We start from the raw sequence: 16,109 nt of genomic DNA on the forward strand, positions 1-16,109 counted from the left end.
CGGGCGGCGCACCACCGTTCGTTCAGGCGACGCGCCGGTCGACCAGCACCGGGTGGTCCGGGAAGGAGACGGTGGCGGGTGAGCCGACCGGAAGGTCCGACACGGCGTGCCCCGGAATGTCGATCTTGACTTCGGTGCCGTCTTCGAGGCGCACGGTGAGGCGGGTGACGGCCCCGAGGAAGGCGGCCGTCACCACCCGGGAGGTGCCCTGCCGGTCGGGCACGACACGCAGCGCCTCGGGGCGGACCAGGACGTCCAACTCCCCCTCGGCGGGCACCGGTCCCGTCACCGGCATCCGGCGGCCGAGCACCTCCACCGTGCCGTCCGCGCCACCGGTCCGGGTCGCGGGCACCCGGCTCATGGTGCCGACGAACTCGGCGACGAAGGGCGTGGCCGGCCGCGCGTAGAGCACCTCCGGCGCGTCGACCTGCTCCAGCCTGCCGGAGCGCAGTACGGCCACCCGGTCGGCCATCGACAGCGCCTCCTCCTGGTCGTGGGTCACGAACAACGTGGTGATGCCGAGCTCCTGCTGAAGGCGGCGGATCTCCTCGCGGAGGTTGAGCCGTACCTTCGCGTCCAGCGCCGACAACGGTTCGTCCAGCAGCAGGACCCGCGGCCGCAGCGCCAGCGCGCGGGCGAGCGCCACCCGCTGCTGCTGTCCGCCGGACATCTGGTGAGGATAGCGATCGGCCAACTGCGGCAGGCCCACCAGGTCAAGCAACTCGGCTGCCCTGGACCGGCGTTGGGCCTGGCCGACACCGCGCATCCGCGGCCCGAAGGCGACGTTGTCCACCGCCGTGAGGTGCGGGAAGAGGCTGTAGGACTGGAAGACCATCCCCGCGTCCCTGCGGTGGGCGGGAATCCTGGTGACGTCTCGGCCGTCCACCAGCACCTGGCCGGAGTCCGGGTGCTCGAACCCGGCCAGCATCCGCAGCGCGGTGGTCTTGCCGCAGCCGGACGGGCCGAGCAGGGCGAGCAGCTCGCCCGGGTGGGCCGTCAGGTCCAGTCCGTCGAGCGCGACGGTGGCGCCGAAGGAGCGCCGCAGCCCGCGGAACTCGATGGTGGCCCCGTCCGCCTCGCGGGCGGCGGCGGCTTCTGTCGCGATGGCGGTCACGGGATCTCCTGAGCGGCGGGGGCCGCCGCGGCGGCAAGGCGCCGGGACGAGCGGGACGTACGGGACGGGCGGCGGGAGGGGCCCCGGCCGACGGCGGCGAGCAGCAGCAACAGGCCCCAGGTGAGGAACAGGCTGATCACGGAGACGGCCACCGAGGTCTGCGCCTGGCTGTCACCGATGGAGACGATCCACACCGCGAAGGGCGTGTAGCCGAGGATCGAGGAGACGGTGTACTCGCCGAGGACCAGGGCCAGGGTGAGGAACGCGGTGTTCAGCAGCGCCCCGCGCATATTGGGGAGCACCACCTGGACCACCGCCCTGGGCCAGGAAGCGCCGCAGTTGCGGGCCGCCTCCACCAGGGTCGGGACGTCGATCGCCCGCAGCCCAGCGTCCAGCGTGCGGTAGGCGAGCGGCATGGACATCAGGATGTAGGCGAGCACCAGCACCAGCGGAAAGCTCGGGTTCTGGATGTCGTTGAACGTCTGGAAGAGCGGGGTGTTCGCGAAGTGGTCCGGGCCCCAGCTCAGCACCTGGCTGATGCCGGCGGTCAGCGCCACCGCCGGCACCACGAGCGGCAGCGAGCAGACGATCTCCACCAGCACCCGGAGCCGGGGCGCGGTCAGCCGCACCGCGAGCAGCGCCGGCACCAGCAGGAGCAGCACTCCGGCGATGGTGGCGGCGGCCAGCTCCCCGGTCAGCCGCACTCCGGGCCAGAAGCCGTCGGTGCCGAGGATGCCGCTGTACGAGTCGAGGGTGAAGCCCTGCCCCGGCACGTCCAGGGTGAAGATCACCGAGAAGACCATGGGGCCGAGGAAGTAGAGCGCGGCGATCAGCCCGACCACGCCGCGCCACACGCGCGGGCGGCGCCGGGTGCCGCCCGCGGGCACGGCCCGGGACGTTTCGGGTGCTGGGGCGGCGGTCAGTGCAGCCATCGTGCGGTCCTCCGCTGCAAGGGGATGTAGGCGGCCATGACCACGCAGGCGATGACGATCATGTCCAGGCTGAGGGCGAGCGCCACATTGCCCTGCCCGACCAGCACGTTCCCGGAGAGGGTGTTGGCGATCTGGAGGGTGATCAGCGGCACCGAGCTGCCGACCATCGCGGCGGCGGTGGCGTACGCGGCGAAGGCGCTGCCGAAGAGCAGCACGAAGCTTCCCATCAGCGAGGGCAGCAGGATGGGCCGCGCCACATGGAGCCAGTACTGCCAGGCGGTCGCGCCCGCGTTCTGGGCCGCCTCCCGCCACTGGGTGCGCAGACCCTCCAGCGCCGGGGTGATGGTGAGCACCATCAGCGGCACCAGGAAGTACAGATAGACGATGGTCAGGCCATCGAAGTTGTAGAGGCTCCAGCCGTGCTTGGCCAGGTTCAGCCGCTGGGTCAGCTCACCCGAGTTGCCGAGGGTGGCCACGAAGGCGAAGGCCAGCGGCACCCCGCCGAAGTTGGCGAGCACACCGGAGGCGGCGAGCACCGCCTCGCGCAGCGCGCGGAAGCGGGAGGTGATCACCGCCTGGGCCAGCGGCAGCCCGAGCACCACGCTGAGCAGCGCGGTGAGGCCGGAGAGTTTGACGCTGCCCCACAGCGCGGTCACATACGAACCGTGCACCGACTGCGTCAGGTTGGACGTGGTCCAGTGGGTGCCACCGGGGTCGGTCGCGGCCGTGTTGAAGGCGCCGACGGTGATCGCGTACGTCGGCAGTCCGAAGACGACGACCACGAAGACCAGCAGCGGGAGTACGGCGAGCCAGCCGGTGGCGCGGGGCCGCCGGCGGGAGGCGGGCGTGCCCGCGTCGGGCGGCGTGGCCGCCCCGAAGCCGCCGGACTCCGCGAAGGAGGGTCCGGCGGCCGGGGACGGCGTCGCGGCGGAAGCCGTGGTCATCTCGGCGCTCAGCCGCCGACAGCCTTGGACCAGCCGTCCGCCACGGCCTTCTGGGCCGCGGTGATCTGGTCCGGGGTCGGGAACTGGGCGGCGGCGGTCACCGGCGGCAGCGCCGCGGCGGCGGCGGCGTCGACGGTGCCGGCCGACTGCATGGCGGCCAGCTCGACGGGACGGGAGAAGCCCTGGAGGAAGAGGTTCTGGCCCTCGGCGCTGTAGAGGTACTCCTCCCACAGACGCGCGGTGGCCGGGTGCGGGGCCCACTTGTTGATGCCCTGGCTGTAGAACTGGGCGTACTGGCCGTCGGTGGGGATGTTCACCTTCCAGTCAAGACCCTTGGCCTTGAACTCGGCGGCGTAGGACGCGTTGAGGTAGTCCCAGTCGATGCTGATCGGCGTCTCGCCCTTTTCGACGGTCGCCGGGGTGGACTGCACCGGGTTGAAGTTGCCGCTCTTCTTCAGCTTGCCGAAGAAGTCGAGACCGGGCTGGATGGCGTCGAGCGAACCGCCGCTCGCCAGCGCCGCCGCGTAGACCCCGCCGAACGCGGAACCGGACTTGGTCGGGTCACCGTTCAGCGCGACCTGGCCCTTGTACTCGGGCTTGAGCAGGTCGGCGAAGGTGGTCGGGCACTCCTTGACCTTGCTGGCGTCGCAGCCGATCGAGACATAGCCGCCGTAGTCGTCGTAGCGCAGCCCGGTGGCGTCCTTCTGGTTGGCCGGGATGTCGTTCCAGGTGGACACCTTGTAGGGGGCGAGCAGGCCCTGCTTCGCCGCGCTCAGCGCGAAGGAGTTGCCGAGGTCCACGACGTCGGGCGCGCGGCCCTGGCCCTTGCGGGAGGTGATCGCGTTGACCTCGTCCTGGCTGGATCCCGCCGGGTTCTCGACGGCGACCTTGATGCCGTACTTCTTCTCGAAGCCCTTGATGATGTTGCCGTAGTTGGCCCAGTCGTCGGGGAGCGCGATGGCGTTGAGCTTCCCCTCCTTCTTGGCGGCGGTGACCAGGGCGTCCATGCCGCCGAAGTCGGCGGCGGAGACGGCGGCCTTCTTGCTGCCGGCCGAGCCGCTGGACGAGTCGCTTGAGGAGCCGCAGGCGGCCAGGGTGAGCGAAGCGGCGGCGATGCCCACGACCAGGGAGGCGGCGCGAGCGCGATGGAATATCACGGGTGGTTCTCCTGTGAGGGACGACGGGAGGGAGGTGCAGACCCGCCGGCAAGCCTGGGGACGGCCGTACGCTTTGGGTTGGCTGCGCAAGAAGTAGTTGCCTGTACAACTTGGCCCAGTAGGCGGTAGCCCGGTTATCGGAACGTGAACGGGTGGCCTATCCCCGGGGCCTGTCGGGAGAACGTCCGATTTGTTATATTCAACCGCGCTGAGCTGGGCATACGCGGCTCGGTGCGCGGCGCGAAAGCGTCACCGGTGCTGTGTGACGGGCCGTCGGATCGGCGCTCAGGCGCCCTTGCGGGCGGCCGCCTCCTCCGGGGTCAGCACCAGGGTCCGGGCCATCAGCAGGGCGACGTCGTCCTCGGCGGGCGCCTGGCCGGCCCGGTAGCCGGCGCCCAGCCGCCGCCTCGTCCCCATCGTCTTGATCACATGGGAGCAGAGCTGTTCGAGCGGCAGCCCGGGACGGTCGAGGGCCGCACGCAGCCGGTCGAGCCCCGCGTCGAGGTCGGCGGTGCGGGTCTCGATGAGGCCGTCGGTGTAGAGGGCGATGACGCTGCCCTCCGGCAGCTCGACCGCCAGCGACTCGTACGACCTCATGCCCATGCCGATGGGCGGGCCCGGCGCCACCCGCGGGAAGACCACGGTGCCGTCCGGGTGGACCAGCGCGGGCGGCGGGTGCCCGGCCGAGGCCATGGTGCAGCGCCGGGTGACCGGGTCGTAGATCGCGTAGAGACACGTACAGCTCATCATCGGGCCGCCGAAGCCGTCGGCCGGATCGCTCTGCTCCGACATCAGCAGCACCAGCCGGTCGAGCCGGGCGAGCAGTTCGGCCGGCGGCAGGTCGAGGTCGGCGAGCGTGCGCATGATCGTCCGGAGCTGCCCCATCAGGGCGGCGGCGTTGATGCCGTGCCCGACCACGTCACCGACCACCAGACCGACCCGCGCCTTGCGGAGCGGGATCACGTCGAACCAGTCGCCGCCGACGCCCTCGTGGGTGTCGGCCGGCAGATAGCGCGAGGCGACCTCGACCGCCCGGCCGCCGGAAAGGTGGTGCGGCAGCAGATTGCGCTGGAGGGCCACCGACGCGGCCCGCTCCCGGGTGTAGCGGCGGGCGTTGTCCAGGCTCAGCGCGGCGCGGCCGACGAGCTCCTCGATGAGCAGCAGGTCGTCGCCGGAGAACGGTGTCTTGTTGTCGGTGCGGACGAAGACCGCCTCGCCGAGCACCACCCCGCGCGCCCGGAGCGGGACGATGATCAGCGAGTGCATGCCGGTCGCGGCGATCACCCGGGCGCGGTCCGGGTCGTGGTCGAGCCAGGTGCCGGGACCGGTGTTCAGGACCGGCTCGTAGTGGCTCTCGCCGGACAAGAGTGCCTTGGTGAAAGGGGATTCCGGCGGCACGAGGACCACCTCGCCGATGTTCCACAGCGCCTCGGGCAACTCCTGGTGGATGGAGGCCACGCCGGCCCGGCGGAAGACCGGGATCCGCGATTCCGAGGCGGCCTGGCGCTCGATGGGCTCCTCGCCGAACTGGACCGTCTCGCCGAGGTCGACGGTGGCGTAGTCGGCGAGCAGCGGCACCGCCGCGTCGGCCAGCTCCTGCGCGGTCCTCGTCACGTTGAGCGTGGTGCCGATGCCGTTGCCCGCCCGGCCGAGCAGCAGCAGGTGCTGACGGGCCCGGGACTTGTCGATGTCGGTGGCCAAGTTGACCACCCCGATCGGCTCGCCGTCCGTGCCGTCGAGACGGTAGTACGACGCCGACAGCACCCGCTCCTCGTCCTCGCCGGGGACCCGCCAGGTGTACTCGCGCTCGATGATCGGCTCACCGCTCTCCAGCACCCGCCGCATCCCCGCGGCGATCGCGGTGCCCTCGTTGTCCGGCTGCACCTCGGTGATCAGCCGGCCGAGCCGCTGCCGGCGCAGCAGACCGTCCTGTCGCTCGGCCGCGGCGTTCAGCCACACGCACCGCAGATCGGTGTCCCAGATGGACAGGCCGACCGGGGAGCGGGCCAGCAGCGCCTGGGAGACCTTGGACCGCGCGGGCGCCCAGAAGGAGGCACTGGCCGGATCGGCCGCCGTCACGAACCAGTCGGCCCGGTCGGCCCGGTCGGTCCAGTCGCCGCCGAAGAGCGGGGAGCCCTCCAGCGTCATCCGGGCCTCGCTGCCGTCCTTGCGGCGCAGCGCGACCACCGCCGACCACGGCTCGCGGGCCCGCGCCCGGGCCGCCCAGTCCGGGGTCTCCCCGGCACCCGCACTCTCGCGCTCACCCGCACCGTCACTTGCGCCTTCAGGCGCGTTTTCGCCCGCGTTTTCGCCCGCACCTTCGCACGCACGGGCGGTCGCGCCGTCCGGCAGCAGCATCGCGGCGGAGCGGCCGACCACCTCGTCGGCGCGGTAGCCCAGGGACCGCCGGGCGGCGTCCGTCCACCCCCGGATGGTTCCGTCGCCACCGATCAGAGCGGCGGCCGCCCCGATCAGGCCGAGCGCGTCGGCGGGCCACGGTGTGCTTCCTCGGGAGGATTCGGCCATCGCCTGCGTCCCATCGACTGTTTCGTTGATTCCGCCATGTCACCGTCGGCTGCCGCGCCGCGACGGCGGCCGGTCGTCGGCCACCCTCCGTCCGGCGGATCCGGCCACGGCTCCTCCTCTCCGCCCGGTGTCCGTCTGCCTCGCCTGTCTGTCTGCACCGTCTGCCCGCACCGTCTGCCTGTCGGCCCCGCCTAGCGGGCGAGGGCGGCCCGCTCGATGCTCGCCGCGTAGTTCGGCGTCTCGCGCCGGTTGTGGTCGCTGCCCGCCGCCTGCCGCTCCCGCGCGGCCTGCTCGAACGTCATGCCGTGCTCGTGGAGAAAGGCGAGGAACTCATCGGTGGGATGCGCCAGCACGGAGTTGGTGTACTCGCAGTGGGTGTCGTCGGTGCGCTTGGCGCTGAGGTCCCAGATCACCTGCACCCTGCTGGGGCCGTTGGACGTGAAGACGTCGGACGTCGACACCATGTGGCAGTGGTCCCGCTCGGCGATCTCCGCCACGTAGTGCTGGATCATCAGCCCGGTGCCGATCATCTCGACGTTGAGCGACATCGGCCGGCCGTCGTCGGTCGTGGTGGCGCCCGCCGCGATGTGGTCGGGCGGCGCGCACCGCTGGTACTCCGCCTCGGGCAGCGAGAGCAGCCAGTCGGCGATGTCCACCTGTTCGAGAGGCGCGTTGATCATGGCGTGGAAGGCCGAGTCGGACAGGACCAGATCTGACCTGATGTGTGTCATCGGGCGACTCCTCGCGACGCGGTGTGTCGACCTGCCCTCCGGCCCCCGCGCTTGGCGACCTGAGTGTCGCCCTGAGTGGCGCCCTGACCGAGGAGGCAGTCGGCGCGTGCCTGTTCTCGTCTGCCGTGGCCGGGTCGGCTGATCACGTGGTGCGGCCGCCCGTCCCCACCATCGTCGCACCGGGCCAGGACGGCCGCACACGGAGCCGGCGGGGCGGGCCAGGGGGCGAGGCTCCTGGCACCGGAGCCCGCGAGCCGGCCGCCGATCATCCAGTCTTCCTGCACAGGTAAACTGGACAGCCTGGGCTGTCGAACCTAGGGTGGAGCCATGAGTGAGGATCGCGGGCCGTCGCTTTCGCCGTCCGCCGTCCGTGCCTCGCAGGAGGTCCGGGGGGTGATCGGGCCCTTGCGGCGCCGTATCGGCGCCGCCGGAGGCAGCGAGGACATCAGCCTCACCCAGGCATCGGTGCTGGCCCGCCTCACCGGCGGCGACGGGCTCACCGCCAGCGACCTCGCCGCCGCCGAGGGCATGCGGCACCAGTCGATGACGACCGCGGTCACCGCGCTCGCGGCCCTGGGACTGGTCGAACGGCGCCGCGATCCGGCCGACGGCCGCCGCCTGCTGATCGCCCTCACCGCCGAGGGCCGCCGCCGCGCGGCGGAGGGCCGGCAGGCCCGCGGCGAATGGCTGGCCGGCGAACTCCAGCGACAGTGCACCGAGGAGGAGCGCCAGGCCGTGATCGCGGCCATGACCGTACTGGGGCGACTCATCCGTGACTGACCAAACCGACCAGACCCCTCAGCCCGACCCGAGCGGCCTGAATGGCCCGAGCGACCGGACCGGCGTGACCGGCCAGATGGGCCAGACCAGCCGGAGCGACCGGACCGGCGTGACGAGCCCGAGCAGCCCGAGCGGTCAGCCTGGCCAGACGGGGCAGGGCGACGGGCCCGGCCGGAGCGCCGTGGCGCGCCGTGGTACCGGGGAAGCCGGCTTCGATCGTCGGCTTGTGCCGCCGATGATGCTCGGCTCGGTTCTGAACCCGATCAACTCCACCGTCATCGCCGTCGCGCTCGTCCCCATCGGCGCCGCGTTCGGGGCGCCGCCCTCGCAGACCGCCTGGCTGGTCTCGGCCCTCTACCTGGCGACCGCGCTGGGCCAGCCGATCGTCGGCCGGCTGATCGACCTCTTCGGCCCCCGCCGGCTCTTCCTGGTCAGCACCAGCCTCGTCGGCGTCGCCGGCGTCATCGGCACCCTCGCCCCCACCCTCGGAGTGCTGATCGCGGCACGGGTCCTGCTCGGCTTCGGCACCTGCGCCGGCTACCCCGCCGCCATGGCACTGCTGCGCAGCGAGGCCAAGCGGACCGGCCAGGACAGCCCGGCCGGCGTGCTCACCACGCTGGCGGTCGCCAACCAGACCATCGCCGTCATCGGCCCGCTGCTCGGCGGCCTGCTGATCGGTCTCGGCGGCTGGCGCTCCACCTTCGCGCTCAACATCCCGCTGGCCGTGGTCTCGGTCGCCCTCGGCGCGCTGCGGCTGCCCAAGCAGTCGGGCCCCCGCCCGGCGGCCCGCGGCGGACTGGCCGAGCAGATCGACCTGCCGGGCATGGGCCTGTTCGCCGCCATGCTCTTCACACTGCTGCTGTTCCTGATGAACCTGCACACCGGCACCTGGTACCTGCCGGTGATCACGATCGCCGCCGGCGCCGCCTTCGCCGTGCGGGAGCTGCGCGCGGGGACACCGTTCATCGACCTCAGGGTGCTCGGCGGCAATGTGCCACTGCTGGCCACCTACGGACGTGCACTGGTCGCCTACGTCGTCTCGTACGCCTTCCTCTACGGCTTCACCCAGTGGACGGAGGAGGGCTACGGGCTCTCGCCCTTCCACGCCGGACTGGTGCAGGTACCGATGTTCCTGGTGGGGATCGGGGTCTCCGTCACCGTCGGCCGGCGCAACGCCATCTTCGGAAAGCTGCTGCTCGGCGCGGTCGGCCAGATCGTCGCCTGCCTGCTGATGCTGACCCTCACCGCGGCCAGCCCGCTGTGGGCGCTGATCCTGCTCGCCGTGATCTTCGGCGTGCCGCAGGGTTCCAACAGCCTGGCGCTCCAGAACTCGGTGTACTTCCAGTCCGACCCGCAGCGCACCGGATCCTCCGCGGGGCTGCTGCGGACCTTCGGCTACGTGGGCTCGATGATCGCCTCGTCCGCCACCGCCGCGTCCTTCGGGGAGCACGCCGGGACCGGGGGGATGCACCACCTCGCCTGGATCATGCTCGGGGCCGGTGTGCTGTACCTGCTGATCACCGTCTTCGACCGGGGTTTGCGGCGGTTGTCGGCCGGCCTGGCGAAACCGAAGGACCCGGCGGACCCGGCGGGGCCGGTCGAACCGGCGGACCCGGCCGGATCCGCGTCCAAGCCGTAGCCCTAGCCCTGCCTGTTGCCGTTGCCGTTCCCCTGCCCCCCTGCCCCCTGCCGTCACCGTCGTGAAAGGCCGAACCACCGTGCCCCGTACCGCTCTGCTCGCCATGGACCTCCAGCTCGGCCACTTCGCCCGCGTCTCCGCCGACTACCTGCCGGCCGCCGTACGGGCGCTGGAAACCGCCCGCGCGGCCGGGATACCCGTCATCCACGTCGTCCTCCGGTTCCGGCCCGGCCATGTCGACGCGCATCCCCGCAACAAGATCTTCGGCTCGCTGCCGTCCCACCGGTATGTCGCCGAGGACCCCGACGCCGCGATCCACCCGGACCTCGCGCCGCGTGGCGACGAGATCGTGGTGCACAAGAACCGCGTCAGCGCCTTCGCGGGCAACAACCTCCAGCAGATCCTCGGCGTACTGGAGATCGACCACCTCGTGCTGGTGGGCATCGCCACCAGCGGCATCGTCCTTTCCACCGCTCTTCAGGCGGCCGACCTGGACTACCGCGTCACCGTGCTGTCCGACGCCTGCGCCGATGCCGACCCGGAGCTGCACGAGGCCCTGGTCACCAAGGTGCTCAACCGGCGCGGCGACGCGATCACCACGAGCGAGTGGGCGGCGGGCCTGACGGACCCGGCGGGCCCGACGACGGAGGGGTGACCCCGGGGCGGCGCGGTCGTTGGACGGGGTGAGCGGGAGCGAGGCGGGCCGGCGCGAGGGGAGCGGCACGATGCGGTTCGAGATCACCACGGCGAGCGTGGACGAGATGGCGACGTTCACCGAGTGGGCCGAGCGCGAGCAGTGGAATCCGGGGCGCTCCGACGCCCTCCCGTTCCACTGCGCCGACCCACGCGGCTTCCTCCTGGGAAAGCTCGCCGGGACGCCGGTCGCCTCGGTCTCCGCGGTGCGGTACGGAGCGGATCACGGCTTCCTGGGCTTCTACATCGCGCATCCCTCGGTGCGCGGCCAGGGATACGGGATCCAGCTCTGGCGCGCCGCCATGGAGCGGCTCGCCGGGCGGAACGTCGGGCTGGACGGGGTCGTCGAGCAGCAGGAGAACTACCGAAGGTCGGGCTTCCGCCGGGCGTGGACCCATGTGCGGTACGAAGGGGTGCCGGCCGCCGAGCGGCCCCCCGCCGACATCACGCTGGTCGACGCCCGCGCCGTCCCCTTCGGCCTGCTCGCCGCCTATGACCGCCGGTTCTTCCCCGCCGACCGGGACGCCTTTCTGGCGTCGTGGCTCAGCACGCCGGGGCACACGTCGGTCGCCGCCGTGCGGGACGGCGAACTGCGCGGCCTGGCGGTGATGCGCCCCGCCAGGGCCGGATCACGGATCGGCCCGCTCTACGCCGCCTCCGAGGAGATCGCCCTCGCCCTGGTGCACGCGCTCGCCGCGACCGCACCGGGCACCTCGGTCGCACTCGACATCCCCGACGTCAACGCGCTCTCCGTCAAACTCGCCGAACGCCTCGGCCTCCGCCCCACCTTCGAGTGCGCCCGCATGTACACCGCCCCCGCCCCCACCATCGACCTCGCGGCCATCTACGCCACGACCACCATCGAACTCGGCTGACCCCCCGCCCCGCACCGACCCTCCCCCGGCCTCCCCCCCGAGGCCCCCAACCCGGCGTAGGCCTCCACCGACGTTCGCCTCCGTAGCGATCGCGGCACCGCACCCCGGGGATGGGTGGCCGGTCCCGGGCCACCCGGCTCCTTCGGAACCCCCGGGGCCGGGTCTGTGGGGGTGTTGTGGAGCGGAAGGTGGGGCGGGGATACCGTCGGGACGGCGTGGTGGGTTCTAAGGTGCGAGGGGCGCGGGTTCGCGGATTCGGCGGGCCGGGCCGTCGGAGCTGATCCGCCGGACGGGAGACGGGGACACATGTCGGAGCCATGGAGCGGCCAGGGCCTGCCGCCCGCCGCGGTGGACCGGATGGCCGCGATCGAGGGGAGCGGCACCTGGACCTCGGCGCTGTCCACCGGCGAGTTCGCCGCGATCCGCTCGGTCGGCTTCGAGCCGGTGGGCCAGGTGATGGGATCCACCGTCTTCCACATCGGCCGCAGCAGCAGGTACTGGGGCTATCACGACTGCCAGTTCCCCGGCGCCGGCTACGGCTTCGGCTACAGCGGCTACGGCCCCGTTCCCGTCGCCGTCTCCGGCGAAGGCGCCCCCTCCAACGCCCTGGTCGCCGTCTTCGACGAGGCCCGGCACACGGCGCTCGGCCGGATGACCGAGGAGTGCCGGGCGCTCGGCGGCGACGGGGTGGTGGCCGCCGAGCTGACCATGGCCCCGTTCATCGGCCAGCTCAACTGCTTCGAGTTCAAGGTCATCGGCACCGCCGTACGGGCGGCGGGCCCGTACCGCGCGCCGACGCCGTTCACCTCGCACCTGGACGGGCAGGGCTTCGCGAAACTGATCGGGGCCGGCTGGGTGCCGGTCGAACTCCTCGTCGGCATGTCGATCGGCGTCCGTCACGACGACTTCAGGACCCAGTCGCAGTCGTACTCCTGGGGCAACATCGAGATGGACGGCTGGAGCGAGATGGTCGGCGCGGTCCGCGCCGACGCGCGGCACCAGTTGGAACTCCAAGGCGCGCGGCTGGGCGGCGACGGGGTCATCATGGCCGACAGCGAGCTGCGGGTGTGGTCCGAGGGCTGCCTGCGCTCCCGCAACCGGGGCAACTCCGAGCAGGAGGACCACGTGGCGGAGTCGACGATGGTGGGAACCACGATCGCGCGCTTCCGGGCCGGGCAGCAGCCGCCCCGCACCCTGCTGGTGATGCCGCTCGGCGACCGCGGCACGAAGCTGCGCAAGCGGCTGGCGGCGGTGGAGTCCAGCCCGTACGGGGACCGCGCGGAGTACCGGCGGCTGGTGCAGGAGGTCAGCGAGCTGAACGACTAGGCCGCCTCCGATCACGGTCCGTTCGACCTCTGATCAGGGTCCGATCACTCTCTTATCAGCCATCAGCCATCAGCGTCCGACCAGCAGCGCCGCCCGCGCCGCTCCGACAACTCTTCCAACCGCACGGTGTGACGAGGGGTACTGACATGACGAAAGAACAGCCGAGCGCCGAAGGCGTTCCCGCCGACGCGATGCGGCGGTTGTCGGAGCTCGCGCCGGGCAAGGCGGGGTCGATCTTCACCAGCGACCTGTCGGTGAACGAGTTCCTGCTGGTCCGCGAGGCGGGGTTCAAACCGATCGGCCTGGTGCTCGGCAGTTCGATCTACCACGTGGGCATCCAGATCGGCCGCTGGGGCAGGAACCAGGAGCTGGAGACGCTCAGCCAGGCGATGTACCACGCCCGTGAGCTGGCGATGACCCGGATGGAGGCGGAGGCGGCGGCGCTCGGCGCCGACGGCATCGTCGGGGTCCGGCTGACCGTCGAGGCCCGGGAGTTCGGCAACGACATCGCGGAGTTCATCGCGATCGGTACCGCCGTCAAGGCCGACAACCCGCCCCCCGGTGGCGGCACCTGGCGCAACAACAAGCAGCAGCCCTTCACCTCCGACCTGTCCGGGCAGGATTTCTGGACGCTGATCCGGGCCGGCTACGCACCCCTCGGCATGGTGATGGGCACCTGCGTTTACCACATCGCCCACCAGAAGATGGGCACCGTCTTCTCCAACTTCGGCCGTAACACCGAGATCGAGCAGTTCACCCAGGCGCTCTACGACGCCCGCGAGCTGGCCATGGCGCGGATGCAGTCGGAGGCGGAGTCCTTGCAGGCGGAAGGCGTGGTCGGCGTGCAGCTCAACGCGCACAACCACCGCTGGGGCGGCCACACCACCGAGTTCTTCTCGATCGGCACGGCCGTTCGCCCCCTGCGCCCCGATCACGAGATCGAACGGCCCACAATGGTCTTGAGCCTCGACGGGTGACCGGCTTCGCGTCAGGCGCTCCCGGCAGGTTTCCCGACTCGGCGAAACGTCACCGTGGGGCAGCGGCGCGGAGCGGCGGGCGGCAACCAACGGGCAACGGACAACGGGCAGCGACGGCAAAGGTGGGGAAAGACGGATGAGCGAGCACGATCGGCTGCCGGAGCGCCCGGAGGACCAGGGGAGCCGGGAGGCCGCGGCGGCGGGGGACAGCGCGGCCGGCGGCGGCGACATCGCGCCGGGCACGTCGATCGACATGCTGGCCGCCGCGCTGCGCCGTGACTCCGCCGACCTGGAGATCTACACCAAGGTCCTGACGGAGTCCCTCGCGGAGGCTCTGCCGCCGGGCTCGGTGACGTTCGACCGCAAGCGCACCGTGAGCGACCGCCTCGCGGGCCGGAACGGCAAGGTGGAGAAGCTGGAGGTGTCCCTGGACGACCGCCGGCTGATCCTGACCCTGGCGCACGGACACCCCCAGGGCGAGGTGGCCACCGTGGTGCGGGGGGTGGTGCTGTCCCGTAAGCCGGTCGCGCTGGACGAGTGGGCGAGGGAACTGGCGACGGCGGTCGGGCGACGGGCCCAGTCCGACGCCCGGGCGCGGGCCGCCCTTCAGAAGCTCGTCCTCGGCGACTGACCGCCGCCCGCTGGCCCTCGGCTGCCGGCCCCGGCTGCCGGCCTTGGCCGCCGGCCCTGTCATGACGGGGGCTGGACCAGATCCTTGGTGCGGATGGTGGCGAAGGAGACCACCCCCGCCCCGAGGGCGATGAGCGCCCCGACCAGCAGGATCTCGTTGAGGCCCGAGGTGAAGGCCGCCGCGGTGAGGTTTTTGACGGGGCCGCGGACCCGGGCCGGGAGCGAGCCGAGGGTCTGGGTGACCGTCCCCGACTGCACCGCGGTGGAGAGCTGCGAGCCGCGGCCGCGCAGACCCGGGATCGCGTCGATGTGATCGCTCACGTAGGACTTGACCTTGCCGGAGAAGAGGGTGCCGAGCAGCGCGATACCGGTCGCGATGCCGATCTGGCGGAAGGTCGAGTTGATGCCCGAGGCCATGCCCGCGTTGGCCGGCTGGACGACTCCGACGGCGGTCGACGCCAGCGGCGGGTTGACCAGGCCGAGGCCGGCGCCGGACATGATCATGCCGGGGATCAGATGGGTCCACTCGCTGGACGCGTTCAGGCCACGCATCCACAGCAGCCCGCCGCCGACCAGCAGCAGTCCCGGGCCGATCAGGAACCGCACCGGCATCCTCGACGAGAGCCGGCCGGAAACGGTGGACATCACCAGGATGCCGCCGGAGATCAGCAGCAGCCGTACGCCCGCGCCCAGCGCGCTGAAGCCGAGCACGTCCTGGAGATAGAGCACCAGGTAGAGCAGCAGCGACAGCAGCGATCCGCTGAGACCGAAGGCCGCCACCAGGCCGCCGGTGAAGGTCGGCTTGCGGAACAGCGACAGGTCGAACATCGGCTGCCGGGTGCGCAGTTCGAGCAGCACGAAGGCGGCGATCAGCGCCACCGCGCCGGCCAGACACCCGATGACGACGGGGTCGGAGAAGGAGTCGTGGCTGGACTGGATGAGCGCGTAGACGAGGCTGGACAGTCCCGCGGTGAAGAGCACGAAGCCCGGCCAGTCGGGCCGCCGGGCGGCCGGATGGCGGGAGTCGGCGACCTTGAGCAGGGTGATCACGACGGCGATCACGCCGATCGGCAGGTTGACGAAGAAGATCCACCGCCAGGACAGGCCCGAGGTGAGCACCCCGCCGAGCAGCGGCCCGATGGCCACCGCGAGTCCGGTGATCGTGCCCCAGGCGCCGAAGGCGATACCGCGGTCCTTGCCGCGGAAGGCTTCGGCCAGCAGGGCGAGCGAGACCGAGAACATGATGGAGCCGCCGACGCCCTGGAGCCCGCGGGACAGTTGCAGCATCAGTGAGCTGGTGGCGAGGCCGCAGAGCAGCGAGGCGAGGCTGAAGACCGTCAGACCGATCACGTAGAGCTTCTGGCGGCCGTACATGTCGGCGAGGCTGCCCGCGGTGAGCAGCAGGGCGGCCAGGGTGAGGGCGTAGGCGTCGACGACCCATTGCAGGTCGGAGAAGCTGGCGTGCAGCGACGACTGGATGTCGGGCAGCGCCACGTTCACGATCGTGATGTCGAGCAGCAGCATGAACGTGCCCAGGCAGACCGCGGTCAGCGTCCACCACTTGTTCGGCGCGGGCTGGCGGTGGCCGCCGTGCGGTCGCCGTGACGGGGCGGCCGCGGCGCTGTCGGCCGGGTGGGAGCCGCCCGGTTCGGGCGCTTCGGGCTCGTTATCAGGCATGCTCACTCCTCTTGCTCGGCCTGACGGGCGTACCCGTCCCGCCGACTATCCCCTCCCGGGCGCCCTGAGCGGCCCTTCACCGCGCGGGGCGGTCGGGCGAAACCTGGC

The 16,109-nt window shown here is 71.8% G+C and carries 14 protein-coding genes; 7 read left to right on the top strand and 7 right to left on the bottom strand.

Translation table 11 applies throughout. The features are described from left to right. Positions 1 to 22: 22 nt before the first annotated feature. The 6 genes from OG519_RS23910 to OG519_RS23935 form a co-directional block, all read right to left on the bottom strand. On the bottom strand, positions 23 to 1,114 hold the full coding sequence (locus OG519_RS23910; protein ID WP_405587545.1) for an ABC transporter ATP-binding protein: 1,092 nt from the start codon (positions 1,112 to 1,114) through the stop codon (positions 23 to 25). Then, positions 1,111 to 2,046: an ABC transporter permease gene (locus tag OG519_RS23915; RefSeq protein ID WP_405587547.1), complete on the bottom strand. Its 936-nt coding sequence runs from the start codon at positions 2,044 to 2,046 to the stop codon at positions 1,111 to 1,113. Before OG519_RS23915 ends, OG519_RS23910 begins: the two co-directional genes overlap by 4 nt. Then, positions 2,034 to 2,990 carry an ABC transporter permease gene (locus OG519_RS23920; protein ID WP_405587550.1) on the bottom strand — a complete coding sequence of 319 codons (957 nt, stop codon included), beginning with the start codon at positions 2,988 to 2,990 and terminating at the stop codon, positions 2,034 to 2,036. The genes OG519_RS23915 and OG519_RS23920 overlap by 13 nt, the downstream gene beginning before the upstream one ends. An 8-nt stretch (positions 2,991 to 2,998) precedes the next feature. After that, the gene (locus tag OG519_RS23925) at positions 2,999 to 4,147 is read right to left on the bottom strand and encodes an ABC transporter substrate-binding protein (protein WP_405587552.1); all 1,149 of its coding nucleotides are present in this window, start codon (positions 4,145 to 4,147) and stop codon (positions 2,999 to 3,001) included. A 285-nt stretch (positions 4,148 to 4,432) separates the two neighbouring features. Further along, entirely contained in the window at positions 4,433 to 6,673 is a 2,241-nt protein-coding gene (locus tag OG519_RS23930; protein WP_405587555.1) for a SpoIIE family protein phosphatase, read from the bottom strand. Between the two features lie 191 nt (positions 6,674 to 6,864). Then, positions 6,865 to 7,404 (bottom strand): hypothetical protein, encoded by a 540-nt coding sequence (locus tag OG519_RS23935; protein ID WP_405587557.1) that lies wholly within the window; start codon positions 7,402 to 7,404, stop codon positions 6,865 to 6,867. Positions 7,405 to 7,731: 327 nt separating this feature from the next. On the opposite strand from OG519_RS23935, the gene OG519_RS23940 reads away from it, so the two are divergent. From OG519_RS23940 to OG519_RS23970, 7 genes are all read left to right on the top strand, one after another. Continuing rightward, entirely contained in the window at positions 7,732 to 8,184 is a 453-nt protein-coding gene (locus OG519_RS23940) for a MarR family winged helix-turn-helix transcriptional regulator (RefSeq protein WP_405587560.1), read from the top strand. A 235-nt stretch (positions 8,185 to 8,419) separates the two neighbouring features. After that, positions 8,420 to 9,823 carry an MFS transporter gene (locus OG519_RS23945; protein WP_405592951.1) on the top strand — a complete coding sequence of 468 codons (1,404 nt, stop codon included), beginning with the start codon at positions 8,420 to 8,422 and terminating at the stop codon, positions 9,821 to 9,823. A 79-nt stretch (positions 9,824 to 9,902) separates the two neighbouring features. Continuing rightward, entirely contained in the window at positions 9,903 to 10,478 is a 576-nt protein-coding gene (locus OG519_RS23950) for a cysteine hydrolase family protein (protein WP_405592953.1), read from the top strand. A 70-nt stretch (positions 10,479 to 10,548) separates the two neighbouring features. Next, positions 10,549 to 11,391 (top strand): GNAT family N-acetyltransferase, encoded by an 843-nt coding sequence (locus tag OG519_RS23955; protein ID WP_405587563.1) that lies wholly within the window; start codon positions 10,549 to 10,551, stop codon positions 11,389 to 11,391. 306 nt (positions 11,392 to 11,697) lie between these two features. Continuing rightward, positions 11,698 to 12,717 carry a heavy metal-binding domain-containing protein gene (locus OG519_RS23960; protein WP_405587565.1) on the top strand — a complete coding sequence of 340 codons (1,020 nt, stop codon included), beginning with the start codon at positions 11,698 to 11,700 and terminating at the stop codon, positions 12,715 to 12,717. A gap of 146 nt (positions 12,718 to 12,863) precedes the next feature. Beyond that, positions 12,864 to 13,694, top strand: a complete 831-nt coding sequence (locus tag OG519_RS23965) for a heavy metal-binding domain-containing protein (protein WP_405587568.1) — start codon at positions 12,864 to 12,866, stop codon at positions 13,692 to 13,694. A gap of 136 nt (positions 13,695 to 13,830) precedes the next feature. Then, positions 13,831 to 14,325, top strand: coding sequence for a hypothetical protein (locus tag OG519_RS23970; RefSeq protein WP_405587571.1), 495 nt, complete (start codon positions 13,831 to 13,833; stop codon positions 14,323 to 14,325). A gap of 59 nt (positions 14,326 to 14,384) precedes the next feature. Here the strand turns inward: OG519_RS23970 and OG519_RS23975 are convergent, their stop codons facing one another. Then, positions 14,385 to 16,001: a DHA2 family efflux MFS transporter permease subunit gene (locus OG519_RS23975; protein WP_405587574.1), complete on the bottom strand. Its 1,617-nt coding sequence runs from the start codon at positions 15,999 to 16,001 to the stop codon at positions 14,385 to 14,387. Positions 16,002 to 16,109 lie beyond the last annotated feature (108 nt).

The sequence above is a fragment of the Streptomyces sp. NBC_01190 genome (assembly GCF_045039895.1).
Classification (GTDB): domain Bacteria; phylum Actinomycetota; class Actinomycetes; order Streptomycetales; family Streptomycetaceae; genus Actinacidiphila.